Raw genomic sequence first — 25,037 nt, forward strand, 5'->3', positions numbered from 1 at the left:
CTTTCACAGTGCGTCGCGCAGGTCGCGGCGCTTGATCTTCCCCGTCTGGGTCTTGGGCAGTTCGTCGATGATGTGGACGTGTCGGGGGTACTTGTACGCCGCCAGCCGCTCCTTCGTGAACTCCTGGAGCGCTGCGGCCGTCGTGGACGATCCCGGGCGCAGTGAGACGTAGGCGGTGACGGTCTCCCCGCGGTACTCATCAGGAGCGCCGACGACTGCGGCCTCGTACACGTCCGGATGCTCGTAGAGCGCGTCCTCGACCTCGCGGGGCCAGACCTTGAAGCCGGACGCGTTGATCTGATCCTTCAGTCGATCGACCAGGTAGATCCAGCCGTCCTCGTCGATGATCGCGACGTCTCCGCTGCTCAGCCAGCCGTCTGCGGAGAGGACGTGCGCGGTCTCCTCGGGCTTGCGCAGGTATTCCGGCATGACCTGGGGGCCGCGCATCTGCAGCTCCCCCTCCTGTCCCGCCGCGACCTCACGACCGTCGGTGTCCACGGCACGGGCGTCGAGGCCCGGCAGGGGCACGCCGATCGACAGCGTTCCGCTGCCGTCATCGACCGGCGCACGCGCCTCCGGCGGCACGCCGATGACGGCGGACGCGGTCTCCGTCATGCCGTAGATGTTGTGGATGTAGTGGCCGAACCTCTCCTGGAACCGCTCCACGGTCGACGGAGGGATCGGCGCACCTCCGGAGTACAGCCACCGGACGGAGCCGAGGTCCGCCGCATCGCCGCGATCCAGGGCGAGGAGGGCATTGTAGACCGTGATCGCGCCGACGGTCACGCTCACGCGGTGCCGGTTGAACGACTCCAGCATGACCTCGGGGTGCAGGCGGTTGATGAAGACGAGCGGGGCGTCGGAGATGAGCGTCGCCGCGGCGGTGGCGACGGCGCCGGTGATGTGGAAGAGCGGGGCGACGGCGAGCACCACGTCCCCGGCCCCGATCCCCTGCCACGCGTTGAAGGAGACCGCAGTGCTCAGCACGTTGCGGTGCGTGTTGAGCGCGCCCTTGGGCGGGCCCGTGGTCCCGGACGTGTAGGTGAGCAGTGCCGCATCCTCAGCCCGGACCTCGGCGGCGGAGGGGGTCCGGCCCGCGTTCTCCTGCACCGCGGTGAGGAGGTCGTCGGCGCCGTCGACGACCACACGTGCCGCATCCTCGAAGAGGCGCGGATCGTCCTCCGACTGGAGGTCGAGGTCACTGGTGGTCATGCGCCACGCCACCGTGGACCCGGCGAGTGTCGAAGCCGCCTCCTCGCCCTCCCGGTCGAGCCCGATGAAGCCGATCGCGCGGGAGTCGTCGATGAGGCGACGGAGCTCGCCGCCCCGGTACATCGGGTTGAGGATGAGGACCGTCGCCCCGACCTTCCACAGCGCGAGCATCGCGATCGCGAACTGGGGGATGTTCTGCAGCTGGACGCCCACCACGTCCCCGCGACCCACTCCGCGGTCCTGCAGATGGGCGGCCAGCGCGTCGGAGTCGTCATCGACCCGTCGCACCGTGAGCGTGCTGTCGAAGTAGATCAGGCAGGGCGACTCCGGGGACGCGGCGACGCGGTCGCGCCACGCCGTGACGAGGGAGGTGGGGACGTGCGGCGGGGCAGCGCTGAGGCCGTCCGGGTACAGAGCGGTCCAGATCGGTTCATCAGCCATGGCCCAATGCCTCCAGTGCGCGCTTGGCCAGTTCCGGCACGCCCACCTCCAGCTGGGGTGCGAAGTCGTCTCCGGGGCGCTCGCCCGCCAGATAGCGGGTGTACATCGCCTCGCAGAAGACAGCGGACTTCCAATTGGCGAGCGCGCGGTACCACCCGAGGTCGCTGAGGTCGAGGCCCGATGCCTCTGCGTACCGCTGCGCGAGCTCTGCCGCCGAGGGGTACCCGTCGCGGCGGGTGACCGGCGACAGATCGAGTGCCGAGTCCGGCGATCCTGCCTCCGAGTAGTTCGCCAGCAGATAGCCGACGTCTGCGAGCGGATCCCCCAGTGTCGCCATCTCCCAGTCGAGGATCGCCTTGACCTCAGGGTCACCGGAACCGGTGATCATGAGGTTCCCCAGTCGATAGTCGCCGTGCACCACGGCGTGGCGCTGGGTGCGGGGAACGTCCGCGGCCAGGAGGTCCGCCACCCGCACCACGTCCGGGACCGAACGCTGCGTGTTCACGTCCCAGAGCCTGCGGAAGGTGGCCACCTGCCGATCGAGGTAGCCGCTGGGCCTGCCGATGTCTGCAACGGGCGGTGCGGAGACGTCGATGCGGTGCAGGGACACGAGGGTGTCGACCATGTTCATCGCGACCGCGCGGCGGGCCTGCGGCGTCTGGATCCGCTGCGGCTCCACATCCGTGATGACGTCGCCGTCCAGGTGGTCCATGACGTAAAAGGGAACTCCCAGCAGATCCGGGTCGTCGCAGACGGCGAGGATCCGTGGGACGGGCACGCCGTTCCCGGCGAGCGCCTGCTGGATCCGCGCCTCGCGCACCATGTCATGCGCGGATCGGGGCAGCGGCGGTCGCGGCCCGCGGCGCAGCACGACGTCGGCGCCGTCCCGCGTCACCCGGAAGGTCACGTTCGAGTGCCCGTCGCCGATCCGCGCGGCCGTGACCGGACCCGTCCCGATCCCGTGCGCATCGAGGAACCGTTCGACCACGTCGAGGATCAGCAGGGGCGACAGCGCCTCCGGCGGCACGTCCGCTGCGGTCGCGACGACCTCCGGCGCGAACGGATCCTCATCACTGTGCTGTGCCGTGCCGGGCTGTGTGCCACCGGCGTCCACCTGGGTTCCTGCGGACTGCTCGTCCATTCACCGCACCTCTTCCGTCCTCATCGACCGTCGTCTGCGCTGCCAGCGTGAACCGAGTGAGCGCTCGGTGAGCTTTCACAGTACTGTGGTCCACATCATGATCCGTGTCAATGAGCCGCCGTCCGAGGTCCCGCAGCGAAGGAGGCCCCATGAGCGATTCTGTGAGCACCGGCGTCGGCACCGACGCTGACGCCGACGCCGCGGACACGTGGCACGACTACGGGCGCTCGCGGCTGCACCCCGTCCTGGAGGGGGCGCTGCGCTGCTTCGCCCTGCACGGGTACCACGGCACGACCATCCGCATGATCGCCGCGGAGAGCAGCCTGTCCGTCGCGGGTGTCTACCACCACTACCCGTCCAAGCATGCGATCCTCGTCGCCGTCATGAGCCAGGCGATGGAGGACCTCTGGCAGCGCTCCACCGCCGCGGACGCCGCGGCTGAGGGCCCCGTCGATCGGTTCACCGACGTGATCACGTGCCTGCTCGAATTCCACACCCAGCGCAGAGATGACGCGTTCATCGCGCTGACGGAGATCCGCAGCCTCGACGCGGAGGCGCGCGCCGCGCACATCGCGAAGCGGGACCGCCAGCAGCGACTGGTGGAGGAGATCGTGGAGCAGGGCGTCGCCGACGGCGTCTTCGAGGCCGCCCACCCGCGGGATGCCTGCCGTGCGGTCGTGACCATGTGCACGTCCGTCTCCCACTGGTATCGACCGGACGGAGCACTCAGCAGCTCCGAACTGGCGCAGCGCTACTGCGCGATCGCACTCGCCGCGGTCGGCTGCCGCACGGTCACACGAGGCTGAGCCCATGCACGGCTGAGTGCACCTGAGGCGAGGCTGTGCAGCGCACGAGGCTGAGCGCACGTGAGGCTCTGAAGCACAGGGGTCCTTGCGAGCGCATACACTCGGGGAACACCGAATCCACGAGGACGCCTTCCGGCGCAGAAGAGGAGACATCATGTCTCGCAAGGGCTTCCCAGAGGTGGAGCAGCAGTACATCGACCACGCGCGCGAACAGACTCTGACCGCGCTCACGAGTCCGGAGACCCCGCAGCGCCTGCGGCGCTACTACTGCGTCGACACCGATTACGCCGGCGCGAGCTTCACCCGGATCACCCCGAACCCGTCCGATGCGATCTCCGCCTCAGACCTCCTCGCGACGAGCATGCTGTCCGTCTCGATCCCCGCGCACTCCGTGCGCCTGTTCGTCGAGGACAAGGGCACCCGCAAGACGGTGCGGCGTCTGCTCGAGGCTCTGCCGGACCGCCGACTCGAGGATGCGAAGGGCAAGCACTTCGCGCCCATGAGCGACTTCTACGAGTTCGTGAAGGCGAATCTGGGCCAGGCCGGCGCGGCGGACCCGAACCCCTGGGTGACGGCCAGCAAGCTGACGGCACGCAAGCGTCCGGACCTCTTCCCCGTGCGCGATGCTGCGGTCTGCGACTTCCTGGGACTTGCCGATCTTCGGGACTTCGGGAAGGACTGGCGGGTGTTCCGCGAGCTCATGCGCGACGAGCAGGTGGACGACGTGCTCGACGACCTCCGCGACGACCTCAAGGATCTGGCCTCGTCGTCGCCCTGCCGCGTGAAGAGCGACAAGGAGCGGCTCCGGGTCCTCGACGCGGCCCTGTGGGTCCACGCGACGGATGTGGATCCCGCACCGTGCGACGAACACGAGGCCCGGGACTGACCCCAGCGACTACGTCGGGGCTGTCACCGCGGCGGACGCGGCGATCCCCGCCGCGATGGCCGCGTTGATGGAGTCGATGGACGCCTTGACGGCCCTGCCGCTCTGCTGGGCGAGAGCCGGCAGCTCGTCGGTGATCTGCTCGATGCGCTTGTTCAGTCCACCGCCCTTCAGCCCCTCGGCCGCGGCCTCCTCCTTGAGGATCACCTTCGCGGAGTCCATGCCCCGCAGGATCCCCAGCACCATCGCGTCCGATAGGGAGATCTCCCCACGGCCGGCCAGTGCCTCTCGCAGGCGAGAACGGGTGTGCGCTTCCGGCCCGTCATCGACGGCGGGGTACCGCTCGGGTCGCAGTCCGAGGTACTTCGCCTCCTCCAGATCCAGCACTCCTTGGGCCACGAGGCTCCGGGAGACGACCTCCCGCGGATTGAACCAGCCCGCGGTGACGAGCGACTGGACCCGCGGTGGCTTCGAGCGCTCCGCGAGCGCCCGGATGCCGAACTCCATGACAGCTCCGGGCCCGGCGTCCTCGGCTGCGCCCGGTGCGGCTCCCGGCGCCGGGAACGTGCTCCGTGCCTCGCTCCGGGCCTGCCCGGCGCCGCCTCCGACCTCACCGGCCAGCCAGACCTTCGGATTCTTCCGGTCCTCGAACTCGACGCAGTCGGCCAGCGCCAGATCGGCCAGGAGTCCGGCCGCCAGCGCGTAGTCGCGGTAGCTCACCCAGGCCTCGGTCCGACCGTCGTCGCGGGTGAGCAGGAGCAGCATCTCCTCGCAGATGAGCATCAGATCGGCTCCGTGAACGCGCGCTCCAGGACCGCGAGGCCCTCCCGCAGCTCCGCCTCGCTCACGTTGAGCGGCGGGACGACGTGGATGCGGTTGAAGTTGGCGAACGGGAGGACACCGCCTGCCTTGATCCGCCCGATGACCTCGTTCATCTGCGGCGACGATCCGCCGTACGGTGCCAGCGGCTCCTTCGTCTCCTTGTCCGTCACGAGGTCGATCGCCCAGAACATCCCCGTGCCGCGCACCTCGCCGACGATCGGCGAGGTCGCTGCGATCTCGCGCAGCCTCGGTCCCACGACGGCCTCGCCCAGGTGCGCGGCGTTCTCCACCATGCCCTCGTCCTCCATCGCCGTGATCGTCGCGACAGCGGCGGCACAGGCCAGCGGATGCCCGGAGTACGTGAGTCCGCCGGGGTAGGCGACGTCCGCGAAGGTATCGAAGATCGCATCGCTGATCGCCACTCCGCCCAGCGGCACGTAGCCCGAGTTCACGCCCTTCGCGAAGGCCACCAGGTCCGGGACGACATCGAAGTGCTCGAATGCGAACCACCTGCCCGATCGCCCGAAGCCCGCCATGACCTCGTCTGCGATGTAGACGATGCCGAACTCGTCGCACAGCGCGCGCACGCCCTGCATGTACTCCGTCGACGGGATCATGATGCCCGCCGTGCCGGGAATCGATTCGAGGATGACCGCAGCGATGGTCTGAGGTCCCTCCAGCTCGATCGTGCGGCGCAGGTGGGTGAGCGCGCGGTCGGTCTCCTCCGCCTCGGTCGTCGCGTGGAACTCGGACCGGTAGAGGAAGGGACCGAAGAAGTGAACCGTCCCCGCGTCGCCCATGTCATTGCGGAACCGCCGGGGGTCACCGGTGATGTTGACGGCCTGCTCGGTGCCGCCGTGGTAGCTGCGGTAGCGGGAGAGGACCTTGCGCCGCCCGGTGTGCAGGCGGGCCATGCGCACCGCGTGCTCGACGGCGTCCGCACCGCCGTTGGTGAAGAAGATCCGGTTGAGCGACTCCGGCAGCCGTTCGGCGATCAGCCGGGCGGCCTCGGAGCGCTTGTCGTTCGCGTGTGCCGGGTTGATCGTGCAGAGGACGTCGGCCTGATCCTTGATCGCTTGCACGACGGCGGGGTGCTGGTGGCCGATGTTCGTGTTGACCAGCTGCGAGGAGAAGTCGAGCAGCGGCCGAGCCTCCCCGTCGTACACGTAGGATCCCGCGGCGCGGGACACGACCATCGGCGTGATCTGCTTCTGCGCTGACCACGAATGGAACACGTGCGCGCGGTCCAGGTCGTAGGCGCGCTGCGACTCCCCGCGCAGCTCCTCCAACTCGTCCTCCGAGAAATCCAGCATCGTCGTCCTCCAGGCTTCCGGGTGGGGCCGGCCCTCACCGCAGTGACGTGCCGGGCAGCCTCCCCGGCCTCCTGTCCCACACTACGGTCCGTTCCCGCAGACGGATAGAGTCGCGGCATGTCCTCCCCGACCTCGTATCGCACGCTCACCAGCGCCACGGAGGCGGAGATCGAGATCAAGCGGTCCCGCTTCCTGAGCCTCCTCGCTCCCGTCGCGGATGAGGACGGCGCCCGCGAGGTCATCGCCCAGCGGCGCGCCGAGCACCCCAAGGCACGGCACCACTGCACCGCGTTCGTCCTGGACCCGGATTCCCGCACGCGCCGCTTCAGTGATGACGGCGAACCCGCCGGCACTGCGGGCGCACCCATCCTCGACGTCCTCGTCGGCCATGAGCTGACCTACGTGCTGGCGGTCGTCACGCGCTACTTCGGCGGGACTCTGCTGGGCGCCGGCGGTCTGGTGCGCGCCTACGGCGACGCGACCTCGCAGGCAGTGGCCGCAGCACGCATCGTCACGCACTCCCAGCGCGTGCCGGTGACGGTGACGGTCGACTACGCGCTGGCCGCCGCGATCGATCGGATGGCGCACGCCGCCGGCTGGACGACGGAGTCGGAGTACGGCGCCGAGGTCGTCGTCACCGTCCGCATCCCGCCCGCGGAACTGGACGCGGGCCTGCACAGCCTCGCCGATGTGAGCGCCGGTTCTGCGGAGCCCGCGATCGGCGAACCGGAGTGGTCCGCGTGAGGGCAGCCGCGATCCGCACGACGACGGGCTGGGAGTAAAGACAGAAGCGCCCGAGGTCGGGGGCCTCGGGCGCGGTGGTCGACGTGACCGTACGGTCAGTCGGCCGGACGGTCAGTTGGCCGTACGGTCAATTGGCCGGACGATCAGTCGAGCTGGGCGATGCGGCCGACGGCTGCGTTGGTGAGCATCAGCAGGTCATTCGGGCGCATCTCGATCTCGAGGCCGCGACGACCGGCGGAGATGAACACCGTGTCGTGGCCGACCACGGATTCGTCGACGTAGACGGGGGTGGAGGTGCGCTGCCCGAACGGGCTCATGCCACCTGCGGTGTACCCGGTGCGGCGCTCCGCTTCCGCGACGCCGGCGAGAGTCGCCTTCTTGCCGCCCGCGGCGGAGGCGAGTGCCTTGAGATCCAGCTGCCCCGACACCGGCACCAGCGCGCTGACCGGCTGCGAGTCGACGAGGATGTGCAGTGTCTTGAAGATCCTGTTCGGTATGACGCCCAGCTTCTCTGCTGCTTCGCTGCCGTAGCGGCGAGCGCGAGGGTCGTGCTCGTACTCGTGGACCGTGTATTCGATACCGGCCAATCCGAGGACGCGCAGAGCGGGCGTGGCGGCTACCACTTGAGTTCGACGGGACATGATGTGACCACGATACGAGATGCGCTGTACGCACACGAAATCGAGCGACCTGCGTCACACGGCGCACCACCTCTTCTGGGCCGGGATCTCAGCCCCACCCCAGCTCGTGGAGCCGGTCCTCCTCGATGCCGTAGTGGTGAGCGATCTCGTGGACGATCGTCACGAGGATCTCGTCGGCCAGATGCTCCACATCCTCCGCGAAGGCGATCAGCGGGTTCTTGAAGAGGGTGATGGTGTCCGGCGGGACGAAGCTGAAGGAACCCCCTCCCCTCTCCGGCAGGGGGATGCCGTCGTAGATGCCCAGCAGCCCGGGGGTGTCCGCCGGCGGCTCCGGCTCGACGAAGAGCGCGACGTTGTCCATATGATCGACGACGCCGGGCGGCAGATCCTCCACCGCCTGGTCGACCAGGGAGTCGAACAGCTCGTCGCTGACCTCACTCACGTCCATGCGCGCCAGTCTACGGAGGGCGGGAGCAGGGGCAGTCTGCCGCCCGGATCAGCGGCGGCCCCTGTGACGGAGCACACGGCTCAGAAGATTTGCGAACCGCCTGAGGATGGGGCTAAGCTTACGGAGGTTCGCAGGCCGAAAGGCGGTAGACCGCTAGAAGCCCCCATCGTCTAGTGGCCTAGGACACCGCCCTTTCACGGCGGCGACACGGGTTCGAATCCCGTTGGGGGTACGTGTACGATAGGCGTTTGCGCACATCGCACGCACAAATGAATATGGCCCTGTAGCGCAGTTGGTTAGCGCGCCGCCCTGTCACGGCGGAGGTCGCGGGTTCGAGTCCCGTCAGGGTCGCGGAGCATAAGGCTCTTCTCTCAAGGAAGAGCCTTTGTTCTTTCATCGGTCCGGATGATCGCCCTCATCCGATCAGGCCGACAACAGAATATGGCTCTGTAGCTCAGTTGGTAGAGCGTTCGACTGAAAATCGAAAGGTCACCGGATCGACGCCGGTCGGAGCCACCATCACGAAGAAGCCCCCTGGCCCGCCAGGGGGCTTCTTCGTGCCGCATCGCCCGCCTGCCGCGCGCTGGTCCGCTGCGCGTCGGACCGCCGAGCGCCGAGCGCCGCAACGAAGGGCACCCCATCAGCGCGCGCCGAGTGAGTGCAATCCGGCCCAGTTCGAGAGATCTCGGGCCGGATTGCACTCACTCGATGAGGGGGACGACGAGAGTGCGGCTCACGTACTGGGACGCAGACGTCCGGGGCTCAGCCGCACTCCACGACCGAATCCACCGGATCCCTACACTGACAGCATGCCGCGCCGGACCGATGACTACAGGGGGCTCACTCAGGTGAGCCGCCTGAGACTGCTGCAGGCCGTGCACCGGAAACCCGGTCAGCAGCTGACGGCTCTGGCCGACGATGCCGGCGTGCACATCAACACCGCCCGCGATCACCTGCGCGTCCTCGAGGAGGAGGGGCTCGTCGTGAGCGCTCCCGTCGAGACCGGCAGACGCGGCCGTCCCCCGATGGGCTACTCCCCCGTGACCCGCGCCGAGCACAACCCCGAAGCTCAGCGCCGTGCTGGCGAGGCCAGATCACGCGGCTCGATGCTGCGCCGCATCGACCCCGACCTCGACCACAGCGACGACCTGGGCGACGACGCGGTCCACCAGCTCGATGCGCTGTACGAGCATCTGGACGACGCCGGCCTCGAACCGGAGGTCGACGAACGCGACCTCACCGTGGGCCTGGTCCCCTGCCTCTACCAGGAGCTCATCGATGAGGAACGCCCGCTCGTGTGCTCCGTCCACGCCAAGCTCGTCCGCCACCAGCTCGAACAGGTCTCCGGACCGCTCGAGCTGAAGAGGCTCCACCCCTTCGTGGGGCCGGACCGGTGCATGCTCGTCCTGGGACTCTCCGGAGAGGCGCCCCGGGCGAACAGGCCGGGCGGGATCGACGGCGACAGGGACGACGCCGCACTCGAACAGCATGCAGCGAACGCGCTCCGCTCACTCCAGGACCAGTCCTAGGACCATCACCCACGCGAGACGCCGGCTACCGGCTCGAAACACCGCGCCGGGAAGCGGGGTTTCGAGCCGGTAACCGGCGTCTCGGCCAGATCGACCCCCGGCGTCTCGGCCAGATCGACCCGCAGAGCTCACGCGGACTCGATCAGCCCTCCGGGTTCCGCACCCAGAGATCCGGCCCGAAGACCTCGTAGTGGATGCTGTCGCTGGGAACGCCCTGCGAGATCAGGGTGCGCCGGGCTATCTGCATGAAGGGCAGCGGTCCGCACATGAACACCTGCGCCTCGGCCGGCAGCTCCACGTCGGTGAGGTCCATGAAGCCCGAGCGCGCGGGATGCAGGGTCGGGGCGGACTCCGCCTCCTCCTCGTACCAGTTCTGCGCCTTCGCGTCGGACATCGCCAGCACCTGCCGGCGCAGACCGTCGTACAGGGCGTGCTGGCCGTGCGACTTGTCCGCATGGAAGAGCCGCACCGTGCGGTCCGGCTGCCGGCGGGACAGGTCCTCGAGGATCGCGGCGACAGGCGTGATCCCGATGCCCGCGGACACGAGGACGACCGGCGAATCGGACTCATCCAGGATCACGTCGCCGGCAGGCTGCGACACGTCGAGGACGGTACCGGGCACCGCGTTCTCGTGGAGCCATCCGGACACCTGGCCGTCGGGCGCACCGGCGACACCGCGGACCCGCTTGATCGTCACGCGGATCGAATCGCCGCGCGGCCCGGACGAGATCGTGTACTGCCTCGGCTGCCGCGTCCCACCCGGGACATCGACGGCGATCGCGACGTACTGGCCCGTGCGGTGGCTGGGGATCTGGCCCGACACCGGTGCCAGCAGCAGGGAGAAGACCTCGTCGGATTCCTCGAAGCGCTCGACCACGCGGTACTGCCGCCACGGCTCCTCCGGGTCGGTCCCCGCTTCCGCGTACAGCTTCGCCTCCTCCGCGATGAGCGACGTCGCGAACAGCCAGTACACCTCGTCCCACGCCTGGCCGACCTCCGGCGTCACCGCGTCGCCCAGCACCTTCCCCACCGCACCCAGCAGGTAGCGGCCCACGATCGTGTACTCGCGCGCCTTGATGCCCAGGGACACGTGCTTGTGCGCGATCCGCTGCATGATCGGGGTGAAGTCCGGCGCGTCCGGATCGATGAGGTTCACCGCGAAGGCCACCACAGAGGCCGCGAGCGCCTTGGGCTGCTCCCCGACCGCCTGATTGGCAACGTTGAACACGTTGAGCAGCTCCGGGTGCGCGTCGAACATGTCGCGGTAGAAGACGGTCGTGATCTCCTCCGCATGCGCGGCGACGACCTCCGCCGTCGCTGCGACGACGGCTTCAGAATCAGGGGACAGCTTCATGGGGTGCCTTCCTCTCGTGGTCACGGTGGGTGAGTACGGTCCGATCCTCCTCCGCCGCGCGATTGCGCGCCTCCGGTTCGACCGTGATTATTCGGGATCCTGCCGATGCATCGAATCCGATCCGCCGTGCTAGGATGAAATCAATCGGTGCGGCAGCCGGACGCTCACAAGGCGCCAGCAGCCACCACCGCTGAGTCAGTGGGAGAGCCACTCCGGTCGACAGGCCCATCTGCACCCGGCGAATATTCGACCAGCCTCACAGGCCCGACGAAACGACATTTCATCTTCTTCACTCGCTTCACCCCTCACAGTCCGCAGGCAGGCACTGCACGCATCGTCGCGTGCCACACCAAGCCGTCACCGCGGATGACCCACACCCGTCCGGCGCGCAGCGTCGGATGCACCGCACACTCTCAGGTGTGCATCCCCCAGATCTCCGGACCGGCAATCGGCTCGGAAAACACGGTCACTCAGGTGGGTGGCCCGTACACAAAGGATATGCAGTATGGCTACAGGCACCGTCAAGTGGTTCAACGCGGAAAAGGGCTTCGGCTTCATCGAGCCCAGCGATGGGTCCGCTGACGTCTTCACCCACTTCAGCGCTATCGAGGGCTCCGGCTACCGCAGCCTCGAAGAGGGTCAGTCGGTCGACTTCGACGCAGAGTCAAGCCCCAAGGGCATGCAGGCGACGCGAGTCCAGGCTCTCTGATCTGCTCTGAACGGGGGTGGATGGTCATCGACCATCCACCCCCGTTCTCCATTCACCACGCCGTCCCCGGCATCGACGATGACGTCCCACGACGAGAAGCGGTAGACCCATATGCCTGCATCTGCGCCCTCAAAGCTCACGATCTCCCGTCCCTCCTCCCCCAGCCCCATCACGAGCTCCCCCGCCAAGGAATCCGGTGTGGTCCGCACCCGCCCGTTCCCCCCTCTGGCGAAGTCGTACCTGGAGGTCTCGAAGGTCGTCCGCGCCGAGGGACTCCTTGCCCGGACACCGTGGTTCTACGCGCTCATCGGCGCGGGCCTCATCCTCGGATTCGTCGCATGCGGCGTGGGATTCGTCCTCCTCGGTGACAGCTGGTTCCAGCTCCTCATCGCTGCGGCACTGGGAATCCTCTTCACCCAGGTCGCATTCCTCGCGCACGAGGCGGCGCACCGCACCATCCTGTCGTCCGGCCGCGCGAACGACCGCCTCTCGATCTTCTTCGGCGGGATCGTCGGGATGAGCTACTCGTGGTGGGACTCGAAGCACTCGCGCCACCACGCGAACCCGAACAAGGTCTCGAAGGACCCGGACATCGCACCGGGCGTCCTGTCCTTCGTCGCGACGGACGCGGCTCAGGCGAAGGGACCCATCCGGTGGCTGCAGAGCTACCAGGGCTGGCTCTTCTTCCCCCTCCTCACCCTGGAAGGTCTCAACCTGCATGTGCAGGGGATCCGCCACCTGTGCTCGCGCGGCAAGGTCAAGCACCGCTGGATCGAGCTCGCACTGCTCGCCATCCGCTTCCCCGCGTACCTCATCCCCCTCTTCATGTTCCTGCCGCTGGGCATGGCCTTCGCGTTCCTGGGCGTCCAGCTGGCGGTGTTCGGCGTCTACATGGGCGCATCGTTCGCACCGAACCACAAGGGGATGCCCGTCATCGACCACAGCGTCAAGCTGGACTTCTTCTCGAAGCAGGTCCGCATGTCACGCAACATCCGCGGCGGCTGGTGGGCGACCTGGTTCATGGGCGGCCTCAATTACCAGATCGAGCACCACCTCTTCCCCAGCATGCCGCGCCGGCATCTCGCGAGGACCCGCCGGATCGTCATCGAGAAGTGCCGCGAACTGGGTGTCCCGTACACGGAGACCGGGCTGCTCCAGTCCTATGGCATCGTCATCGGCTACCTCAATCGTGTGGGCCTCGCCGCACGTGACCCGTTCGACTGCCCGATGATGGCCGAATACCGCCGGGGCTGACCCGCACCACCGCCGCCGAGGCCCGCTTCGCATCCGCTGCTCGGCACCTCTCCCGTACGCTGGTGGCGATGGCTGACACCGAACCCGCACGAACGCGTGCCGGGTGGATGGACATGCTCCGCGGGCTCGCGGTGCTGCTTGTCGCGCTGTTCCACATCCAGTACCCGGTCGGCGAGCGCGTCCCCGGAACCCCCGAAGCGCTGATGCGGTTCGGAGAGGCGATGCAGCCCTTCCGCATGCCTCTGCTCTTCTTCCTCTCCGGGCTCCTCCTGCCGCGGTCGCTGTCGAAGCCGATGAAGGACTACGCAGCGGGAAAGCTCCGTGGGCTCGTGTGGCCGTTCGCCCTCTGGACCGTCATCGTCGTCATCTGCTTCGAAGCCCTCTGGACCGATGAGGATCCGCTGTGGCTGTTCAAGGACGTCCCCGCGATGCTCATGGGCTGGCAGCACCTGTGGTTCCTGTCGGTGCTCATCGTCTGCTATGCCGTCGCACCGCTCACCCGCCTCCTGCCGGCGTGGACGCTCCCGCTCCCGATGGCTCTCGCCTCGACGTTCATCGTCGGCGACGGCTCATGGAGCGACTACGCCCAGAAGGTCCTCTGGTACGGAGCGTTCTTCTTCGCCGGCGCGACCGTGAGCAGGCACCTCCGCACGTGGCAGCGGATCCACCCCGCCCTGCCCGCCGCGATGCTCGCGTTCACCGTCGCGTGGGGATACGTCGCAGCCCATGACAGCGAGCTGCGGACAGCGCTGGGGTTCTCGACGTTCCTCCTCTCGCTCGTCGGGGTGCTCGGGGTGCTGTGGCTCGCCCCGCGCCTTCCCCGGATCCGATTCCTCGAATGGGTCGGCAGAGGATCGATCGTCGTCTACCTGGTCAATCTGACGACGATCACCGTCGCGTTCGAGTCCATCGATGCACTGGGGATCACAGCGCCGTGGGCCGTCATCGGGCTCCTCCTCATCGCCGGACTCCTCGTCCCTCTCGCGATGGTGCCCCTGCGGAACACGATCCTCTTCCGCTGGCCCGCCGGCGACCGCGCCAGCGGAGTCGCACCGTGCCAGCGCGGAGCGGGCGTCCCTCGACACGCACACGCGCAGGAGTGATCTCTACCACAGGCGTGTGCAGCTGACATACAGTGTCCGTACTCCACTCGTCCTGCATGAGGAGACGGCCATGTCCGCGGAACACACCCACACAGCTCCCGCTCCACCCGCTCCCCTGATCCCGATGCGCGCCCGCCTGTGGGCGGAGTTTCTCGGCACCTTCTGGCTGGTGCTGGGCGGCTGCGGCGCCGCGGTCCTCGCAGCGAAGGTCATCGACGGCGACGGCGTCCAGATGGGGATCGGCTTCCTCGGCGTCGCACTGGCGTTCGGCCTCACCGTCGTGACGGGTGCGTACGCTCTGGGCCACATCTCCGGTGGACACTTCAACCCCGCGGTGACGCTGGGGGCACTGTGCGGCGGCCGCATCGAGGGCAGGGCCGTGGCGCCCTACATGCTCGTCCAGGTGATCGGCGGCGCGATCGCCGCCACCGTCATCTACATCGTCGCCAGCGGCCAGGAGGACTTCGCCATCGACCCCTCCGCCGCGGGATCCTTCGCGACGAACGGGTTCGGTGACCTGTCACCGGGCGGCTACAGCCTGCTCGCCTGCCTCGTCATCGAGGTCGTCCTCACCGCCGTCTTCCTGTGGGTGATCCTCGGAGCCACCGACGACCGGGCACCGGCGGGCTTCGCTCCCCTGGCGATCGGGCTGAGCCTCACACTCATCCACCTCATCGCCATCCCGGTCACGAACACCTCGGTCAACCCGGCGCGGTCATTGGCCATGGCCCTGTACAACCCGGCAGCGCTGGGACAGGTGTGGCTGTTCATCGTCGCCCCCTTCATCGGCGCCGCGATCGCCGGGGTGACCTACAAGATGCTCACGGCCGCGAAGGCCTGAGGGCGGAGCCTCCCGTCAGCCGTCCACGAACTCCGTGGTGATCGACCCGATCCCCTCGATGGTCGTCGTCATGACATCGCCGGGCTGGACGGCGACGCCGCGCGCCATGCCGACACCGGCAGGAGTGCCCGTGAAGATGAGATCCCCCGGGTAGAGGGTGACGACCTGCGACAGGTCGGAGATGATCCGCTCCGGGGAGAAGATCATGTCGCCGGTGCTGCCGTCCTGTGCAGTCCAGACGTCGGCCCCCTGCGCCTGCGCGGTCGGACCCGTGAACGCGCACGAGATGCGCAGCGCGGACGGATCGGCGAGCTCATCCCGCGTCACGACCGCAGGCCCGACCGGCGCATAGCCGGGGAAGGACTTGCCCAGCGAGAACTGCGGAGCGGGCGGGCGCATCTGCACTCCCCGATCGCTGATGTCCTGCCCCACCGAGTACCCGGCGATGACGTCGGCCGCTTCGTCGACGCCCACGCGGTGGGCCTCGCGACCCACCACGACCACCAGCTCCGCCTCGTAGTCGACCGAGTCCGATGACACCGCCGCGGTGGATTCGGGTCCCGCGAGCGATGAGGCGAACTTCGTGAAGACCACGATGTTCTCCGGGTGCGCGAGGTTCGCCTCATCCGCGTGGTCCCGGTAGTTCAGCCCGATGCCGAAGATCTGGCGCGGCCGCGGGACCGGAGTCCCGAGCTGCGCGGCGGAGACCGGTCGGCCGGCGCCCGGCGTCGCCGCCTTCGCCCAGGCGGAGAACTCCTCCCACTTCTCGTAGACGTCCATCAGGTCCGGGCCGAAGCGCCCGTCCGACTGCTCTGCCACGTCCACTGCCGTGTCCTCGAGCAGCAGCACTGCCCGTCCATCCTGGTTGCCCAGCCTCATCGCCTCATCCTCTCGTCACGGCACCGTCGTTCCACGGTGCTCCAGATCATCGACACGCGGTCACGTCGTCCGTCGATACCGTCTCACGGTCTTCTCCCCGCCGCTGATGACCAGCAGCAGTCCTGCGAACCAGATCGCGCCGGCCGGCCCCACGGTCGAGGCGACGACGCCCGCCGCCATCGGCAGCGCCACCTGCCCCAGCCTGTTCCCCATGAGCCGCACCGCCAGCGCGGTGCTCCGCCACGTCATCGGCACCGCCCGCACGATCAGGGTCATGGTCAGCGGCTGCCCCAGGCCCAGGAAGAATCCGCCGATCGCCATGAGCACGATCGTGACAGTCGGCCAGGTGAGGGTCGACGGCGTCGCGACGATCATGACGCCCGCTCCCAGCAGGCTGACGATCACCAGGTCCGACCGCCTGGAGCGCGCAGACAGCCACGGCAGGCAGATCCGCGACAGGATCGTGGCAGCAGCGCGCACCGCGAGGAACACGCCGACCCACACCGGGGACACTCCGCGCTGTTCCCCCACGACCGGGAGGAACGCGATGAGCAGATCCACCATCGCCAGCAGGGCGAGGGAGGCGACCATGTGCGAGGGGACGGACGGCACGCGCAGGATCCCCAGCATGGTGGGGGCGGCGGGGTCTGCGGCGGGCCCCTCCTCAGCGGAAGCCGACCGGGACCTCGGCGACGGACCGTCTTCAGCCGCGTCGTCAGTGTGCGAGCCGGGCAGTGACATGCCGAGGATGAGCGGAGCGATCACGGGGACCGCCGCCAGCGACACCGCCGCACCGATCAGCATGATCATGCGGATGGTCGCGGTGCGCTCGTCCGGGTCCGCACCGGTGCCCAGCAGCATGCCGCCGAGGACGGGACCGATCAGCTGACCGACCGCGAACCCGGCCGTGAACCAGCCGAACCCCCGATCCAGCTCGTCGGACGGCAGGTAGCGCGCGATCGCGGCCTGCCCGGCGATCGTGAACACGATGTGGGCGACGCCCAGCACGACGGAGGCCAGGGCCACGACCCAGACACTGGTCGCGATCGAGAGAAGCAGGCAGGACGCGGCGAAGATCACGGCGCCCACGGCGATCAGGACGGACAGCCGGGGAGTCTTCTCCGTGAGCCGCCCCAGCCACAGCACCAGCACGAGCGGGAGCAGGGCGTAGGCGGAGGTGACCATTCCTACCGCTCCCGCGTCCGCGCCCATCCCCAGCAGCTGGTAGCTGATGGTGGGACGGACGATGTTGAGCGTCGTCTGCGTGAGGATCGCGGAGCCGACGAGCAGCCACAGCCACCGGCTGCCGGACCCGCTCACATCACACTCCTCAGCCTCGATGCGACTGCGGTGCCTGTGTGCACAGCAGTCGTACGCAGGTCAGTCGCGCGCACAGCGGTCGTACGCACGTCAGTTCGCGCGCGACTGCAGGCGCTGTGTCTCCACACCGTGCATGTACCGGCCGAAGGCGTCCGCCGCGCGGTCCGCGTCATCGTCACCCAGCGCATTCACGCATTCCTCGACCAGTGCGCGCAGGTCGTTCTCCCAATGGGACGCGGACATCCCGCCCAGGTCGAGCTCGAGGATCGAGTTGAAGTCGAAGCCGTCCAGCCACTCGGCGAATTCGGAGACGATCGTCCCCGCGCCGCCGGGCGGGGTGCTGCCCACCAGGATGTCGCGGTCCCAGTCGACGCGGGCGGATGCGCTCATGATCTCCGCGCGCATGCGGATGTGCGTCGATCCGTCCGGACCCTCCTCCTCGATGACCTGGTCGACCGATTCGTCGAAGGCCAGCCACCACTGGAACGGGACGTGCCACGCGCCCATCTGCGCGTACACCAGGTCGCCGTCCTCGCGACGCAGCCAGTCCATCCGCTCCATCGACGCCTCGCGGCGCACGCTGCGCGGCACGAGCGGGTCGAGCAGGGCGGTGGGAACGGCCTCCTCCAGGTCCCGGATCGCGCTCCAGGACAGCACGTCCTGCTGGACGGGCCAGACCCTGTCGATCCCGTCGGAGGTCTGCGAGGCAGGCAGGTACATCCGCATGCTCGGTGTCGCGGGAGGCATCGGCTCCGGAGGCAGCACGACCAGTCGGTCGTCCGCGTCCTGCCGCAGTGCCGACTCGATCCGCTCCCTGTTGGCCTCCAGGCCGCTGCGCTGCCACTCAGGATGAGCGGCGAGGGGCTCGAAGACCCGCAGGCAGAGTTCGTACGGACGTGTGAATGACATGGGCACCAGCCTATCGCCGCGGGTGGCGGACTGCGCCCAGGGAGCGTCCGAAACACTGTCCGCCATATGGAAGGCCGGTGTTCGAACCCGGCTTCGGACCGTGACCCGGAATGGCTACGGTTACCGTGAAGAGGTAGGATGCTCCGGAGAACGATTCAAGACAGGCCAGGGACCTCATGTCACCCGCCCTGGATGAGCACGGAGGGGGTCAGGCCAGTGGGTCGCGGTCGCGCCAAGGCGAAGCAGATCAAGGTCGCTCGGAAGCTCAAGTACTACAGCCCGGAAACGGACCTCAGCGCACTGCAGCGTGAGCTGGGCAAGGAATCCGCGGTGTCGGATGACGACGACTTCTCGATGTACGCGGACAAGTACAACGAGGACGACGAAGACGACGACAGCAGCGACGAGCGCTGACGGACACCGTCGTCACCAGATGACGTGAGGGGCGGGAAGACCATCCGGTCTTCCCGCCCCTCACGCATTCAGCCGTGGTGCGGGGCCGCCCTGCAGCCCCCGCAGCCCCGCAGCCTCACAGCCCCCGTCAGTCGACGAGGATCGCAGCGCCGGCGTCGACGCCCTTCGCACCCTGGACATACGCCGCGTCCGCCCCGAAGGCACCATCATCGGTGCGCACATCGCCCAGCGCCCATGCTCCGGGGTACGCGGACAGCACGTCGTCGACGCGCGCGGGATCGACCGCGAGCACCATGCCCACGCCCTGATTCCACGTGCGCTCGCGGTCGAGCCTGGGGACGCGTCCGAGGTCGCCGAGCACATCGAACACCGCCGGAACGGTCCACGAATCGCGGCGCATGACGCCCACCGTGCCCTGCGGGAGGACCCGTGCGACGTTCGCGCTGAGCCCGCCGCCCGTCACGTGGGAGATCGAGTGGACGGCGCCCGGGAGCTCTGAGATGAGCGCCAGCAGCGGCCCCGCGTACACGCGCGTGGGAGTGAGGACCTCTTCGCCCAGCGACCGGCCGAACTCCGCGACCTCGCGCTCCAGCGACCAGCCTGCGTCCGCGATGATGCGGCGCACCAGCGAGTAGCCGTTCGAGTGCAGGCCCGAGGCCGGGAGGCCCACCAGCACGTCGCCCGCCTGCACGCGGTGGGCGCCCAGGACCTCGTCCGCCTCGACGACGCCCGTCGCCGCGCCGGCCACGTCGTACTCGTCCTCGCCCAGCAGCCCGGGGTGCTCAGCGGTCTCGCCGCCGATCAGCGCGACTCCTGCGCTCTGGCACGCCTCCGCGATGCCGCGCACGATCGCCGCGATGCGCTCCGGCACGACTCTGCCGCACGCGATGTAGTCGGTCATGAAGAGCGGCTTGGCGCCGATGACGACGATGTCGTCGACGACCATCCCGACCAGGTCGTGGCCGATCGTGTCGTGGATGTCCAGCTGCTGCGCCAGTGCGACCTTCGTCCCCACGCCGTCCGTGGAGGTCGCGAGCTGCGGTGAGCGGTAGTCCTTGAGCGCGGTGGCGTCGAAGAGCCCGGCGAATCCGCCCACGCCGCCCACCACCTGCGGGGTGTGGGTCGCGGACACGGCCGCCTTCATGAGCTCGACTGCGCGGTCACCGGCCTCCACGTCCACGCCGGCGGAGGCGTAGGTGGTGCCGGATGGCTGGGAATCGTCGTGCGGAAGCGTCATCGTCATGTCCTCGTGTGGGTGAATTCCATCCCGGGGCCCTCCACCGGGATCGGGTAGCTGCCGGAGAAGCACGCAGTGCAGAGGTCCGCGCGCGGCTGATGGGTCGCGGAGATCATTCCGTCCAGGGAGATGTAGCCCAGGCTGTCCGCACCCAGGTTCCGGCCGATCTCGTCCACGTCCAGGCCGTTGGCGATCAGCTCTGCGCGGCTGGCGAAGTCGATCCCGTAGAAGCACGGCCACTTCACCGGGGGCGACGAGATGCGGACGTGCACCTCCTTCGCCCCTGCGGCGCGCAGCATCTTCACGAGCGCGCGCTGGGTGTTGCCGCGCACGATCGAATCGTCGACGACGATCAGGCGCTTGCCCTCGATGTTCTCGCGCACCGGGTTGAGCTTGAGGCGGATGCCCAGCTGGCGCAGCGACTGCGTGGGCTGGATGAAGGTCCGGCCCACGTAGGCGTTCTTCATGAGTCCCTGACCGAACGGGATGCCGGATTCCTCCGCATAGCCGACCGCTGCGGGCACTCCGGATTCCGGGGTCGCTATGACCATGTCCGCGTCGATGGGGTGCTCGCGCGCCAGGACGCGGCCCATCTCCGCACGGGCGGCGTGGACGGTGCGACCGGCCAGCACGCTGTCCGGCCGGGCGACGTAGACGTACTCGAAGACGCACTGCGCACGCGTCGTCTCCGCGAAGCGCTCCGACCGCAGTCCGTCCTCATCGATCGCGATGAGCTCGCCCGGCTCCACCTCGCGGACGAACGTGGCGCCGACGATGTCCAGTGCGGCCGTCTCCGATGCGACGACCCAGCCGCGGTCCAGACGGCCCAGCACCAGAGGGCGCACGCCGTGGCGATCGCGAGCGGCGTAGAGCGTCCCCTCGTCCATGAACGCGAGGCTGAAGGCGCCCTCCAGCGACGGCAGCAGCTCCATCGCCGCATCGTGCAGCGATTCCTTCTCCGAGGACCCGAGCAGCTTCGTGATGAGCGAGGTATCGCTCGAGGAGTCCCGGTGGCCGCGGGTGCGCAGGGTCTTGTTCGTCGCGCGCGCCACGGTCTGCTGGTGGTTCGCGTGGGCGTCCTCGGCCATCTCCTCGAGCGTCTCGACGTTCGTGAGGTTGCCGTTGTGCGCGAGTGCGAGCGTGCCGAACGGCGTGGGTCCCAGCGTGGGCTGGGCGTTCTCCCAGGAGGAGGCGCCGTGCGTCGCGTACCGCGTGTGGCCCAGCGCGATGTGGCCGGGCAGGGTCCCGAGGTCGGACTCCTTGAAGACGGAGGACACGAGCCCCATGTCCCGGTAGATGAGGATCTGCTCGCCGTTGCTCGCCGCGATCCCCGCGGACTCCTGGCCGCGGTGCTGCAGGGCATACAGGGCGAAGTACGTCAGCCGGGCCACTTCCTCGCCGGGGGCCCAGACGCCGAAGACGCCGCACTCCTCCCCTGGTGGCGGTTCGAGGCCGTCGGGCGCTTCGGGGCCGTCGGGCCGTTCGGAGGACTGCGTGGGCGTGGGGGTGCTCGCGTCGCGGGCGACGCGGGACAGGTTCACGGCTGGCACGTCGTCATTGTTCCACATCGCCGTTCGGCTCCTGCTCGCCGTCCGCCGCCGGTGCGGAACCGTCCGCGCCGTCCGCGGTCCGGTCATCCGCCGAGGCCGCGGCGGCATTGCCGTTCTCCCCGAATTCCGGCGCGGCCGGGGCCTTCCTGGCGACGTATTCGCCCCGCACCGTGTAGGTGCGGGCCCTCTTCGCATTGACGCGATCGAGGATGAGGGCCACCGACAGCCCGAGCGCCGCGCCGACCAGGCCCAGCAGCAGCATGAGGAGTGCCATCGTCGCACCGAGCGAGTAGTCGCTCGTGAGCACCGATGTGTCCACGGGCAGGACGACCAGCACACCCGCGGCGATGAAGCCGAGGAGCACCCCCAGCAGGAGGAAGGTCCCGAAGCGGGGCGTGCGGCGGACGACTACGTCGACGTCGTCTGTCATCCGGATATCGGGGTCGCTCATCGGCTCCTGCTCAGTGACGGGGGGTGACTGGACGCCACCATTCTAGTCGTCGCCGCAGTTCCGGTTCACAGCTTGATGACGACGGTCTTCGTCTGCGTGTACTCGTCGAACGCCTCGATGGACTTCTCGCGCCCGTAGCCGGACTTCTTGTATCCGCCGAACGGCAGCTCGACGCCGCCGCCGGCACCGTAGGTGTTCACGAACACCTGGCCCGCCTCGATCTCATGCGCCATCCGGTGGGCACGCGACAGGTTCTGGGTCCAGACGGCCGACACCAGTCCGTACTCCGTGCCGTTGGCCAGTGCGAGGGCCTCCTCGTCGTCCTCGAAGGTCGACACGGCGACGACGGGACCGAACACCTCTTCGTGGAAGATCCGCTGGGACGGGTCCACCCCCGTGACGATCGTCGGGGAGACGAACGCGCCGTTCTCCAACGCACCGCCCAGCCCCGCGGGCCGACCTCCGCCGACTGCGACCTGCGACGGGTCGAGCTCGTCCAGGAACCCCTGCACGCGGTCCATCTGCTTGGCCGACACGAGCGGGCCCAGGCCCGGATCGTCGGTGCCGCGGCCCACGGTGATCTCCCCCACCGCCCGACGCATCTTCTCGATGACCTCGTCGTGCACTGACGCGTGGACGAGGAGGCGGGCGCCCGCAGAGCAGGTCTGACCTGCGTTCTGGATGAAGGAGCGGACCAGGCTGGGCACCGCACCGTCGATGTCCGCATCCGGGAAGACGACGTTCGCGGACTTCCCGCCCAGTTCGAGCACGGTGGGGATGACGCGGTCCGCTGCGGCGTGCGCGATGAGCGAACCGGTCGCGGTCGAGCCCACGAATCCGAGGTGCGCGACGCCGGGGTGCTTCGCCAGCGCATCGCCTGCCTCCGCCCCGAGCCCGACGACCACGTTGAAGGCTCCGCGGGGGAAGCCCGCCTCCTGGATGATCTCCGCGAGCCGGACCGTGGTGCGCGGGGTCTCGTCGGCCGGCTTCGCGACGGCGCAGTTCCCTGTCGCCAGCGACGTCGCCGCGGCACGGCCGATGAGCTGGAGCGGGTAGTTCCAGGCCACGATGTGTCCGGTCACGCCGTAGGGCTCACGGCGCGTGTAGACGTGCATGTCGTCGGCCATCGGGATCTGGTGCCCGTAGTACGCCTCGATCGTGTGGCCGTAGTACTCGAAGTAGCGGGCGCAGACGTCGACGTCCGCGTAGGCCTGGGTGAGCGGCTTGCCCGTGTCCTCCGACTCCAGGCGCGCCAGCTCCTCGCGGTTCGCGCGGATGCGGCTCCCCGCCGCGACGAGGAGCGTCGAGCGCTGCTCCGGCGAGCTGCGACGCCATTCGCGCTGCGCCTTCGCCGCCGCCGCCACGGCCTGATCGACCTCATCGGCGCTCGCGCGGGAGACATCGCCGATCACGTCCCCGGTGGCGGGGTCGATGTTGGCGTAGGTCTTCAGCGTCGGGAGGTGCCGGCCGCCGATGAATGACGTGGTCTGCAGAGTGGGAGCGGTCATGAGGCCATTGAACACCACGGACCTGCTGAACCCCAGTGCACGTCCGGTGAGTGGATCCGGTGAGCGGCCCGCGGCGGCTAGCTCAAGGAACCGTCAGCTCGGGGAACCGTCAGCTCAGGGAACGGCCCTGCTCGTCGAAGAGCGGCAGCAGATGGCCGATGTCCGACCGGACGCCCGACGCGGCGACGGAGTTCCGTCCGACGGCCTCGGCGAAGTCAGCAGCACCGGTGGCGAGCGCCAACCACGTGTCCGGGTCGGACTCGACGGTGTTGGGCGGGGTGCCCCGCGTGTGCCGGGGGCCCTCGACCGCCTGCGTCACACCGAATGGCGGCACCCGCACCTCCACGCTGCCGCCCGGATGACGGGCTGCGAACTCCTCGAGCGCGTAGCGCACTGCGGTGGCGAGCGTTCTGCGGTCGACGCCGGACGCGGAGCACGTCCGGGCGGTGCACCAGGCGGCCAGGGCCTGCTGCCCGACAGCGGGATCCGTCCTGCGCTTCGTGCTCATCGTGCTCCTCCTCCGAACGTCCGCAGCGCCGCACCCTCGCGCAGACGGCCCACGTGGACCGTCCGCCCGTCGTCGTCGATGCCGCCGGTGACGGGCTGGGTCAGTTCCTCGAGCACCCGCTGGGCCGCCTCCGCGGGCACGTCGCCGCTCGCCTCCAGCAGGCGCAGCGCGGTCAGGGTGGTGGGGCGCGAGGAGCCGTCGAGGCACTTCGCAGCGACGGACCACCCCGTGCGGGTCGCCATGACCATGACGCCCTCCGCCCCGAACTTCGCGAAGACCCCCAGCTCCTCGAGGACGGTGGTGTTGGGCCGGCCGCGGCCCTCGACCGTCCAGGGATGTGCGAAGACGCCGTCCATGAGCCGGGAGCTCAGCTCATCGGCCCCTCTCGCCACGTACGAGATCGCGGTGGCGAGCGCGGTGAGCGTGAGCGCGTGGACGGGCGCGCCGCACCCGTCGACCCCGATCGCCAGGGGCGGGGCACCGGTGAGCTCCTCGACCACCCGTTCGACCTCCTGCTGCACGGGGTGGTTCGGATCCAGATAGGTGTCCGTGGGGTGGCCGCCCGCGACGGCGGCCAGGAGGAATGCGGCGTGCTTCCCGGAGCAGTTGAAGTGCAGCCGTGAGGTGGGGTGTCCTGCGGCGGCTCGTGCGTCCCGCGTCACGCGGTCGGCGGGCGCGACGGCCGGGCAGCGCAGGTGCGACTCGTCCAGACCGGCGGAGGCCAGCATGTCGGCCACGACATCGATGTGCCGCTGCTCTGCCCGGTGCGAGGCGGTCGCGAGTCCCAGTGCCGGCCCTGTGAGCTCCGCTCCCATCCGCATGCTCGCGATCGCCTGCAGCGGCTTGAGCGTCGAGCGCACGAAGACCGGTGCGTCCACTGCTCCGAGGGTCGCGGCGGGCGTTCCGGACGGGTCGAGGAGCACGGCGGAGCCGATGTGCCGGGACTCGATGAAGCCCGAGCGCTCGACGATCGCCAGTTCGACGGCGGCGTCCGCGGTGAAGGTCTCAGCCGTCTGCACG

General features: G+C 69.0%; 25 protein-coding genes and 3 tRNA genes. 12 read left to right on the forward strand and 16 right to left on the reverse strand.

The features are described 5' to 3' along the window. Window positions 1-3 precede the first annotated feature (3 nt). Window positions 4-1,653: a class I adenylate-forming enzyme family protein gene (locus BSP109_RS04960; protein ID WP_101599586.1), complete on the reverse strand. Its 1,650-nt coding sequence runs from the start codon at window positions 1,651-1,653 to the stop codon at window positions 4-6. After that, entirely contained in the window at window positions 1,646-2,794 is a 1,149-nt protein-coding gene (locus BSP109_RS04965; protein ID WP_101599587.1) for a phosphotransferase family protein, read from the reverse strand. Before BSP109_RS04965 ends, BSP109_RS04960 begins: the two co-directional genes overlap by 8 nt. Before the next feature lie 149 nt (window positions 2,795-2,943). Here BSP109_RS04965 and BSP109_RS04970 point away from each other — a divergent pair, with 149 nt between their 5' ends. Next, complete coding sequence (locus BSP109_RS04970; RefSeq protein WP_087008988.1) at window positions 2,944-3,600, forward strand: TetR/AcrR family transcriptional regulator; 657 nt, start codon at window positions 2,944-2,946, stop codon at window positions 3,598-3,600. 154 nt (window positions 3,601-3,754) lie between these two features. Beyond that, a complete protein-coding gene (locus BSP109_RS04975; protein WP_101599588.1) occupies window positions 3,755-4,486 on the forward strand; it encodes a DUF6308 family protein in 732 nt (243 codons plus the stop codon). Window positions 4,487-4,495: 9 nt separating this feature from the next. On the opposite strand, the gene BSP109_RS04980 is transcribed toward BSP109_RS04975, so the two are convergent. Together BSP109_RS04980 and BSP109_RS04985 are read right to left on the reverse strand one after the other, a co-directional pair. After that, window positions 4,496-5,266 carry a GPP34 family phosphoprotein gene (locus BSP109_RS04980; protein ID WP_101599589.1) on the reverse strand — a complete coding sequence of 257 codons (771 nt, stop codon included), beginning with the start codon at window positions 5,264-5,266 and terminating at the stop codon, window positions 4,496-4,498. Then, a complete protein-coding gene (locus BSP109_RS04985) occupies window positions 5,266-6,618 on the reverse strand; it encodes an aspartate aminotransferase family protein (RefSeq protein WP_101599590.1) in 1,353 nt (450 codons plus the stop codon). The genes BSP109_RS04980 and BSP109_RS04985 overlap by 1 nt, the downstream gene beginning before the upstream one ends. Before the next feature lie 117 nt (window positions 6,619-6,735). Between BSP109_RS04985 and BSP109_RS04990 the strand changes: the two genes are divergently transcribed. Beyond that, entirely contained in the window at window positions 6,736-7,362 is a 627-nt protein-coding gene (locus BSP109_RS04990; RefSeq protein ID WP_101599591.1) for a YigZ family protein, read from the forward strand. 143 nt (window positions 7,363-7,505) lie between these two features. Here the strand turns inward: BSP109_RS04990 and ybaK are convergent, their stop codons facing one another. Then, window positions 7,506-8,003: a Cys-tRNA(Pro) deacylase gene (gene ybaK / locus BSP109_RS04995; RefSeq protein ID WP_087009238.1), complete on the reverse strand. Its 498-nt coding sequence runs from the start codon at window positions 8,001-8,003 to the stop codon at window positions 7,506-7,508. 88 nt (window positions 8,004-8,091) lie between these two features. After that, window positions 8,092-8,451, reverse strand: coding sequence for a metallopeptidase family protein (locus BSP109_RS05000; RefSeq protein WP_180959617.1), 360 nt, complete (start codon window positions 8,449-8,451; stop codon window positions 8,092-8,094). Between the two features lie 159 nt (window positions 8,452-8,610). Here BSP109_RS05000 and BSP109_RS05005 point away from each other — a divergent pair. From BSP109_RS05005 to BSP109_RS05020, 4 genes are all read left to right on the forward strand, one after another. Next, window positions 8,611-8,683: transfer RNA gene (locus BSP109_RS05005), tRNA-Glu, on the forward strand. 45 nt (window positions 8,684-8,728) lie between these two features. Next, window positions 8,729-8,802 (forward strand) — tRNA-Asp (locus tag BSP109_RS05010). A 92-nt stretch (window positions 8,803-8,894) separates the two neighbouring features. Then, window positions 8,895-8,970, forward strand: a tRNA-Phe gene (locus tag BSP109_RS05015). A 290-nt stretch (window positions 8,971-9,260) separates the two neighbouring features. Further along, on the forward strand, window positions 9,261-9,980 hold the full coding sequence (locus BSP109_RS05020; protein WP_087008998.1) for a helix-turn-helix domain-containing protein: 720 nt from the start codon (window positions 9,261-9,263) through the stop codon (window positions 9,978-9,980). Between the two features lie 142 nt (window positions 9,981-10,122). On the opposite strand, the gene BSP109_RS05025 is transcribed toward BSP109_RS05020, so the two are convergent. Next, window positions 10,123-11,334: a globin domain-containing protein gene (locus BSP109_RS05025; protein ID WP_087009000.1), complete on the reverse strand. Its 1,212-nt coding sequence runs from the start codon at window positions 11,332-11,334 to the stop codon at window positions 10,123-10,125. Window positions 11,335-11,839: 505 nt separating this feature from the next. Between BSP109_RS05025 and BSP109_RS05030 the strand changes: the two genes are divergently transcribed. From BSP109_RS05030 to aqpZ, 4 genes are all read left to right on the forward strand, one after another. Beyond that, window positions 11,840-12,043, forward strand: a complete 204-nt coding sequence (locus BSP109_RS05030) for a cold-shock protein (protein ID WP_087009002.1) — start codon at window positions 11,840-11,842, stop codon at window positions 12,041-12,043. Window positions 12,044-12,154: 111 nt separating this feature from the next. After that, window positions 12,155-13,297 carry an acyl-CoA desaturase gene (locus BSP109_RS05035; RefSeq protein WP_101599592.1) on the forward strand — a complete coding sequence of 381 codons (1,143 nt, stop codon included), beginning with the start codon at window positions 12,155-12,157 and terminating at the stop codon, window positions 13,295-13,297. A 68-nt stretch (window positions 13,298-13,365) separates the two neighbouring features. Beyond that, window positions 13,366-14,400: an acyltransferase gene (locus BSP109_RS05040; protein WP_087009006.1), complete on the forward strand. Its 1,035-nt coding sequence runs from the start codon at window positions 13,366-13,368 to the stop codon at window positions 14,398-14,400. Between the two features lie 70 nt (window positions 14,401-14,470). After that, on the forward strand, window positions 14,471-15,241 hold the full coding sequence (gene aqpZ / locus BSP109_RS05045) for an aquaporin Z (RefSeq protein ID WP_257944565.1): 771 nt from the start codon (window positions 14,471-14,473) through the stop codon (window positions 15,239-15,241). A 15-nt stretch (window positions 15,242-15,256) separates the two neighbouring features. On the opposite strand, the gene BSP109_RS05050 is transcribed toward aqpZ, so the two are convergent. The 3 genes from BSP109_RS05050 to BSP109_RS05060 all read right to left on the reverse strand — a co-directional run bounded on the left by BSP109_RS05050 (window position 15,257) and on the right by BSP109_RS05060 (window position 18,349). Beyond that, window positions 15,257-16,120: a fumarylacetoacetate hydrolase family protein gene (locus tag BSP109_RS05050; RefSeq protein ID WP_101599593.1), complete on the reverse strand. Its 864-nt coding sequence runs from the start codon at window positions 16,118-16,120 to the stop codon at window positions 15,257-15,259. 60 nt (window positions 16,121-16,180) lie between these two features. Beyond that, window positions 16,181-17,440: an MFS transporter gene (locus tag BSP109_RS05055; RefSeq protein ID WP_101599594.1), complete on the reverse strand. Its 1,260-nt coding sequence runs from the start codon at window positions 17,438-17,440 to the stop codon at window positions 16,181-16,183. A gap of 90 nt (window positions 17,441-17,530) precedes the next feature. Then, window positions 17,531-18,349, reverse strand: a complete 819-nt coding sequence (locus BSP109_RS05060; protein WP_101599595.1) for a hypothetical protein — start codon at window positions 18,347-18,349, stop codon at window positions 17,531-17,533. 216 nt (window positions 18,350-18,565) lie between these two features. Here BSP109_RS05060 and BSP109_RS05065 point away from each other — a divergent pair, with 216 nt between their 5' ends. Next, a complete protein-coding gene (locus BSP109_RS05065; RefSeq protein WP_087009012.1) occupies window positions 18,566-18,763 on the forward strand; it encodes a DUF3073 domain-containing protein in 198 nt (65 codons plus the stop codon). Window positions 18,764-18,890: 127 nt separating this feature from the next. Here BSP109_RS05065 and purM read toward each other — a convergent pair whose 3' ends face one another. From purM to BSP109_RS05095, 6 genes are all read right to left on the reverse strand, one after another. Then, complete coding sequence (purM, locus tag BSP109_RS05070) at window positions 18,891-20,000, reverse strand: phosphoribosylformylglycinamidine cyclo-ligase (protein ID WP_087009014.1); 1,110 nt, start codon at window positions 19,998-20,000, stop codon at window positions 18,891-18,893. Between the two features lie 2 nt (window positions 20,001-20,002). Then, complete coding sequence (gene purF / locus BSP109_RS05075) at window positions 20,003-21,568, reverse strand: amidophosphoribosyltransferase (protein WP_087009016.1); 1,566 nt, start codon at window positions 21,566-21,568, stop codon at window positions 20,003-20,005. Continuing rightward, on the reverse strand, window positions 21,555-22,001 hold the full coding sequence (locus BSP109_RS05080) for a hypothetical protein (RefSeq protein WP_087009018.1): 447 nt from the start codon (window positions 21,999-22,001) through the stop codon (window positions 21,555-21,557). Before BSP109_RS05080 ends, purF begins: the two co-directional genes overlap by 14 nt. Window positions 22,002-22,066: 65 nt before the next feature. After that, window positions 22,067-23,509 (reverse strand): aldehyde dehydrogenase family protein, encoded by a 1,443-nt coding sequence (locus BSP109_RS05085; RefSeq protein ID WP_087009243.1) that lies wholly within the window; start codon window positions 23,507-23,509, stop codon window positions 22,067-22,069. Window positions 23,510-23,618: 109 nt separating this feature from the next. Continuing rightward, complete coding sequence (locus BSP109_RS05090) at window positions 23,619-24,017, reverse strand: sterol carrier family protein (protein WP_087009020.1); 399 nt, start codon at window positions 24,015-24,017, stop codon at window positions 23,619-23,621. Beyond that, window positions 24,014-25,036 carry an asparaginase gene (locus tag BSP109_RS05095; RefSeq protein WP_101599596.1) on the reverse strand — a complete coding sequence of 341 codons (1,023 nt, stop codon included), beginning with the start codon at window positions 25,034-25,036 and terminating at the stop codon, window positions 24,014-24,016. The genes BSP109_RS05090 and BSP109_RS05095 overlap by 4 nt, the downstream gene beginning before the upstream one ends. Window position 25,037: the final 1 nt, after the last annotated feature.

Origin of the sequence: Brevibacterium sp. Mu109 (assembly GCF_900169375.1) — a bacterium.
Classification (GTDB): Bacteria; Actinomycetota; Actinomycetes; order Actinomycetales; family Brevibacteriaceae; genus Brevibacterium; species Brevibacterium yomogidense_A.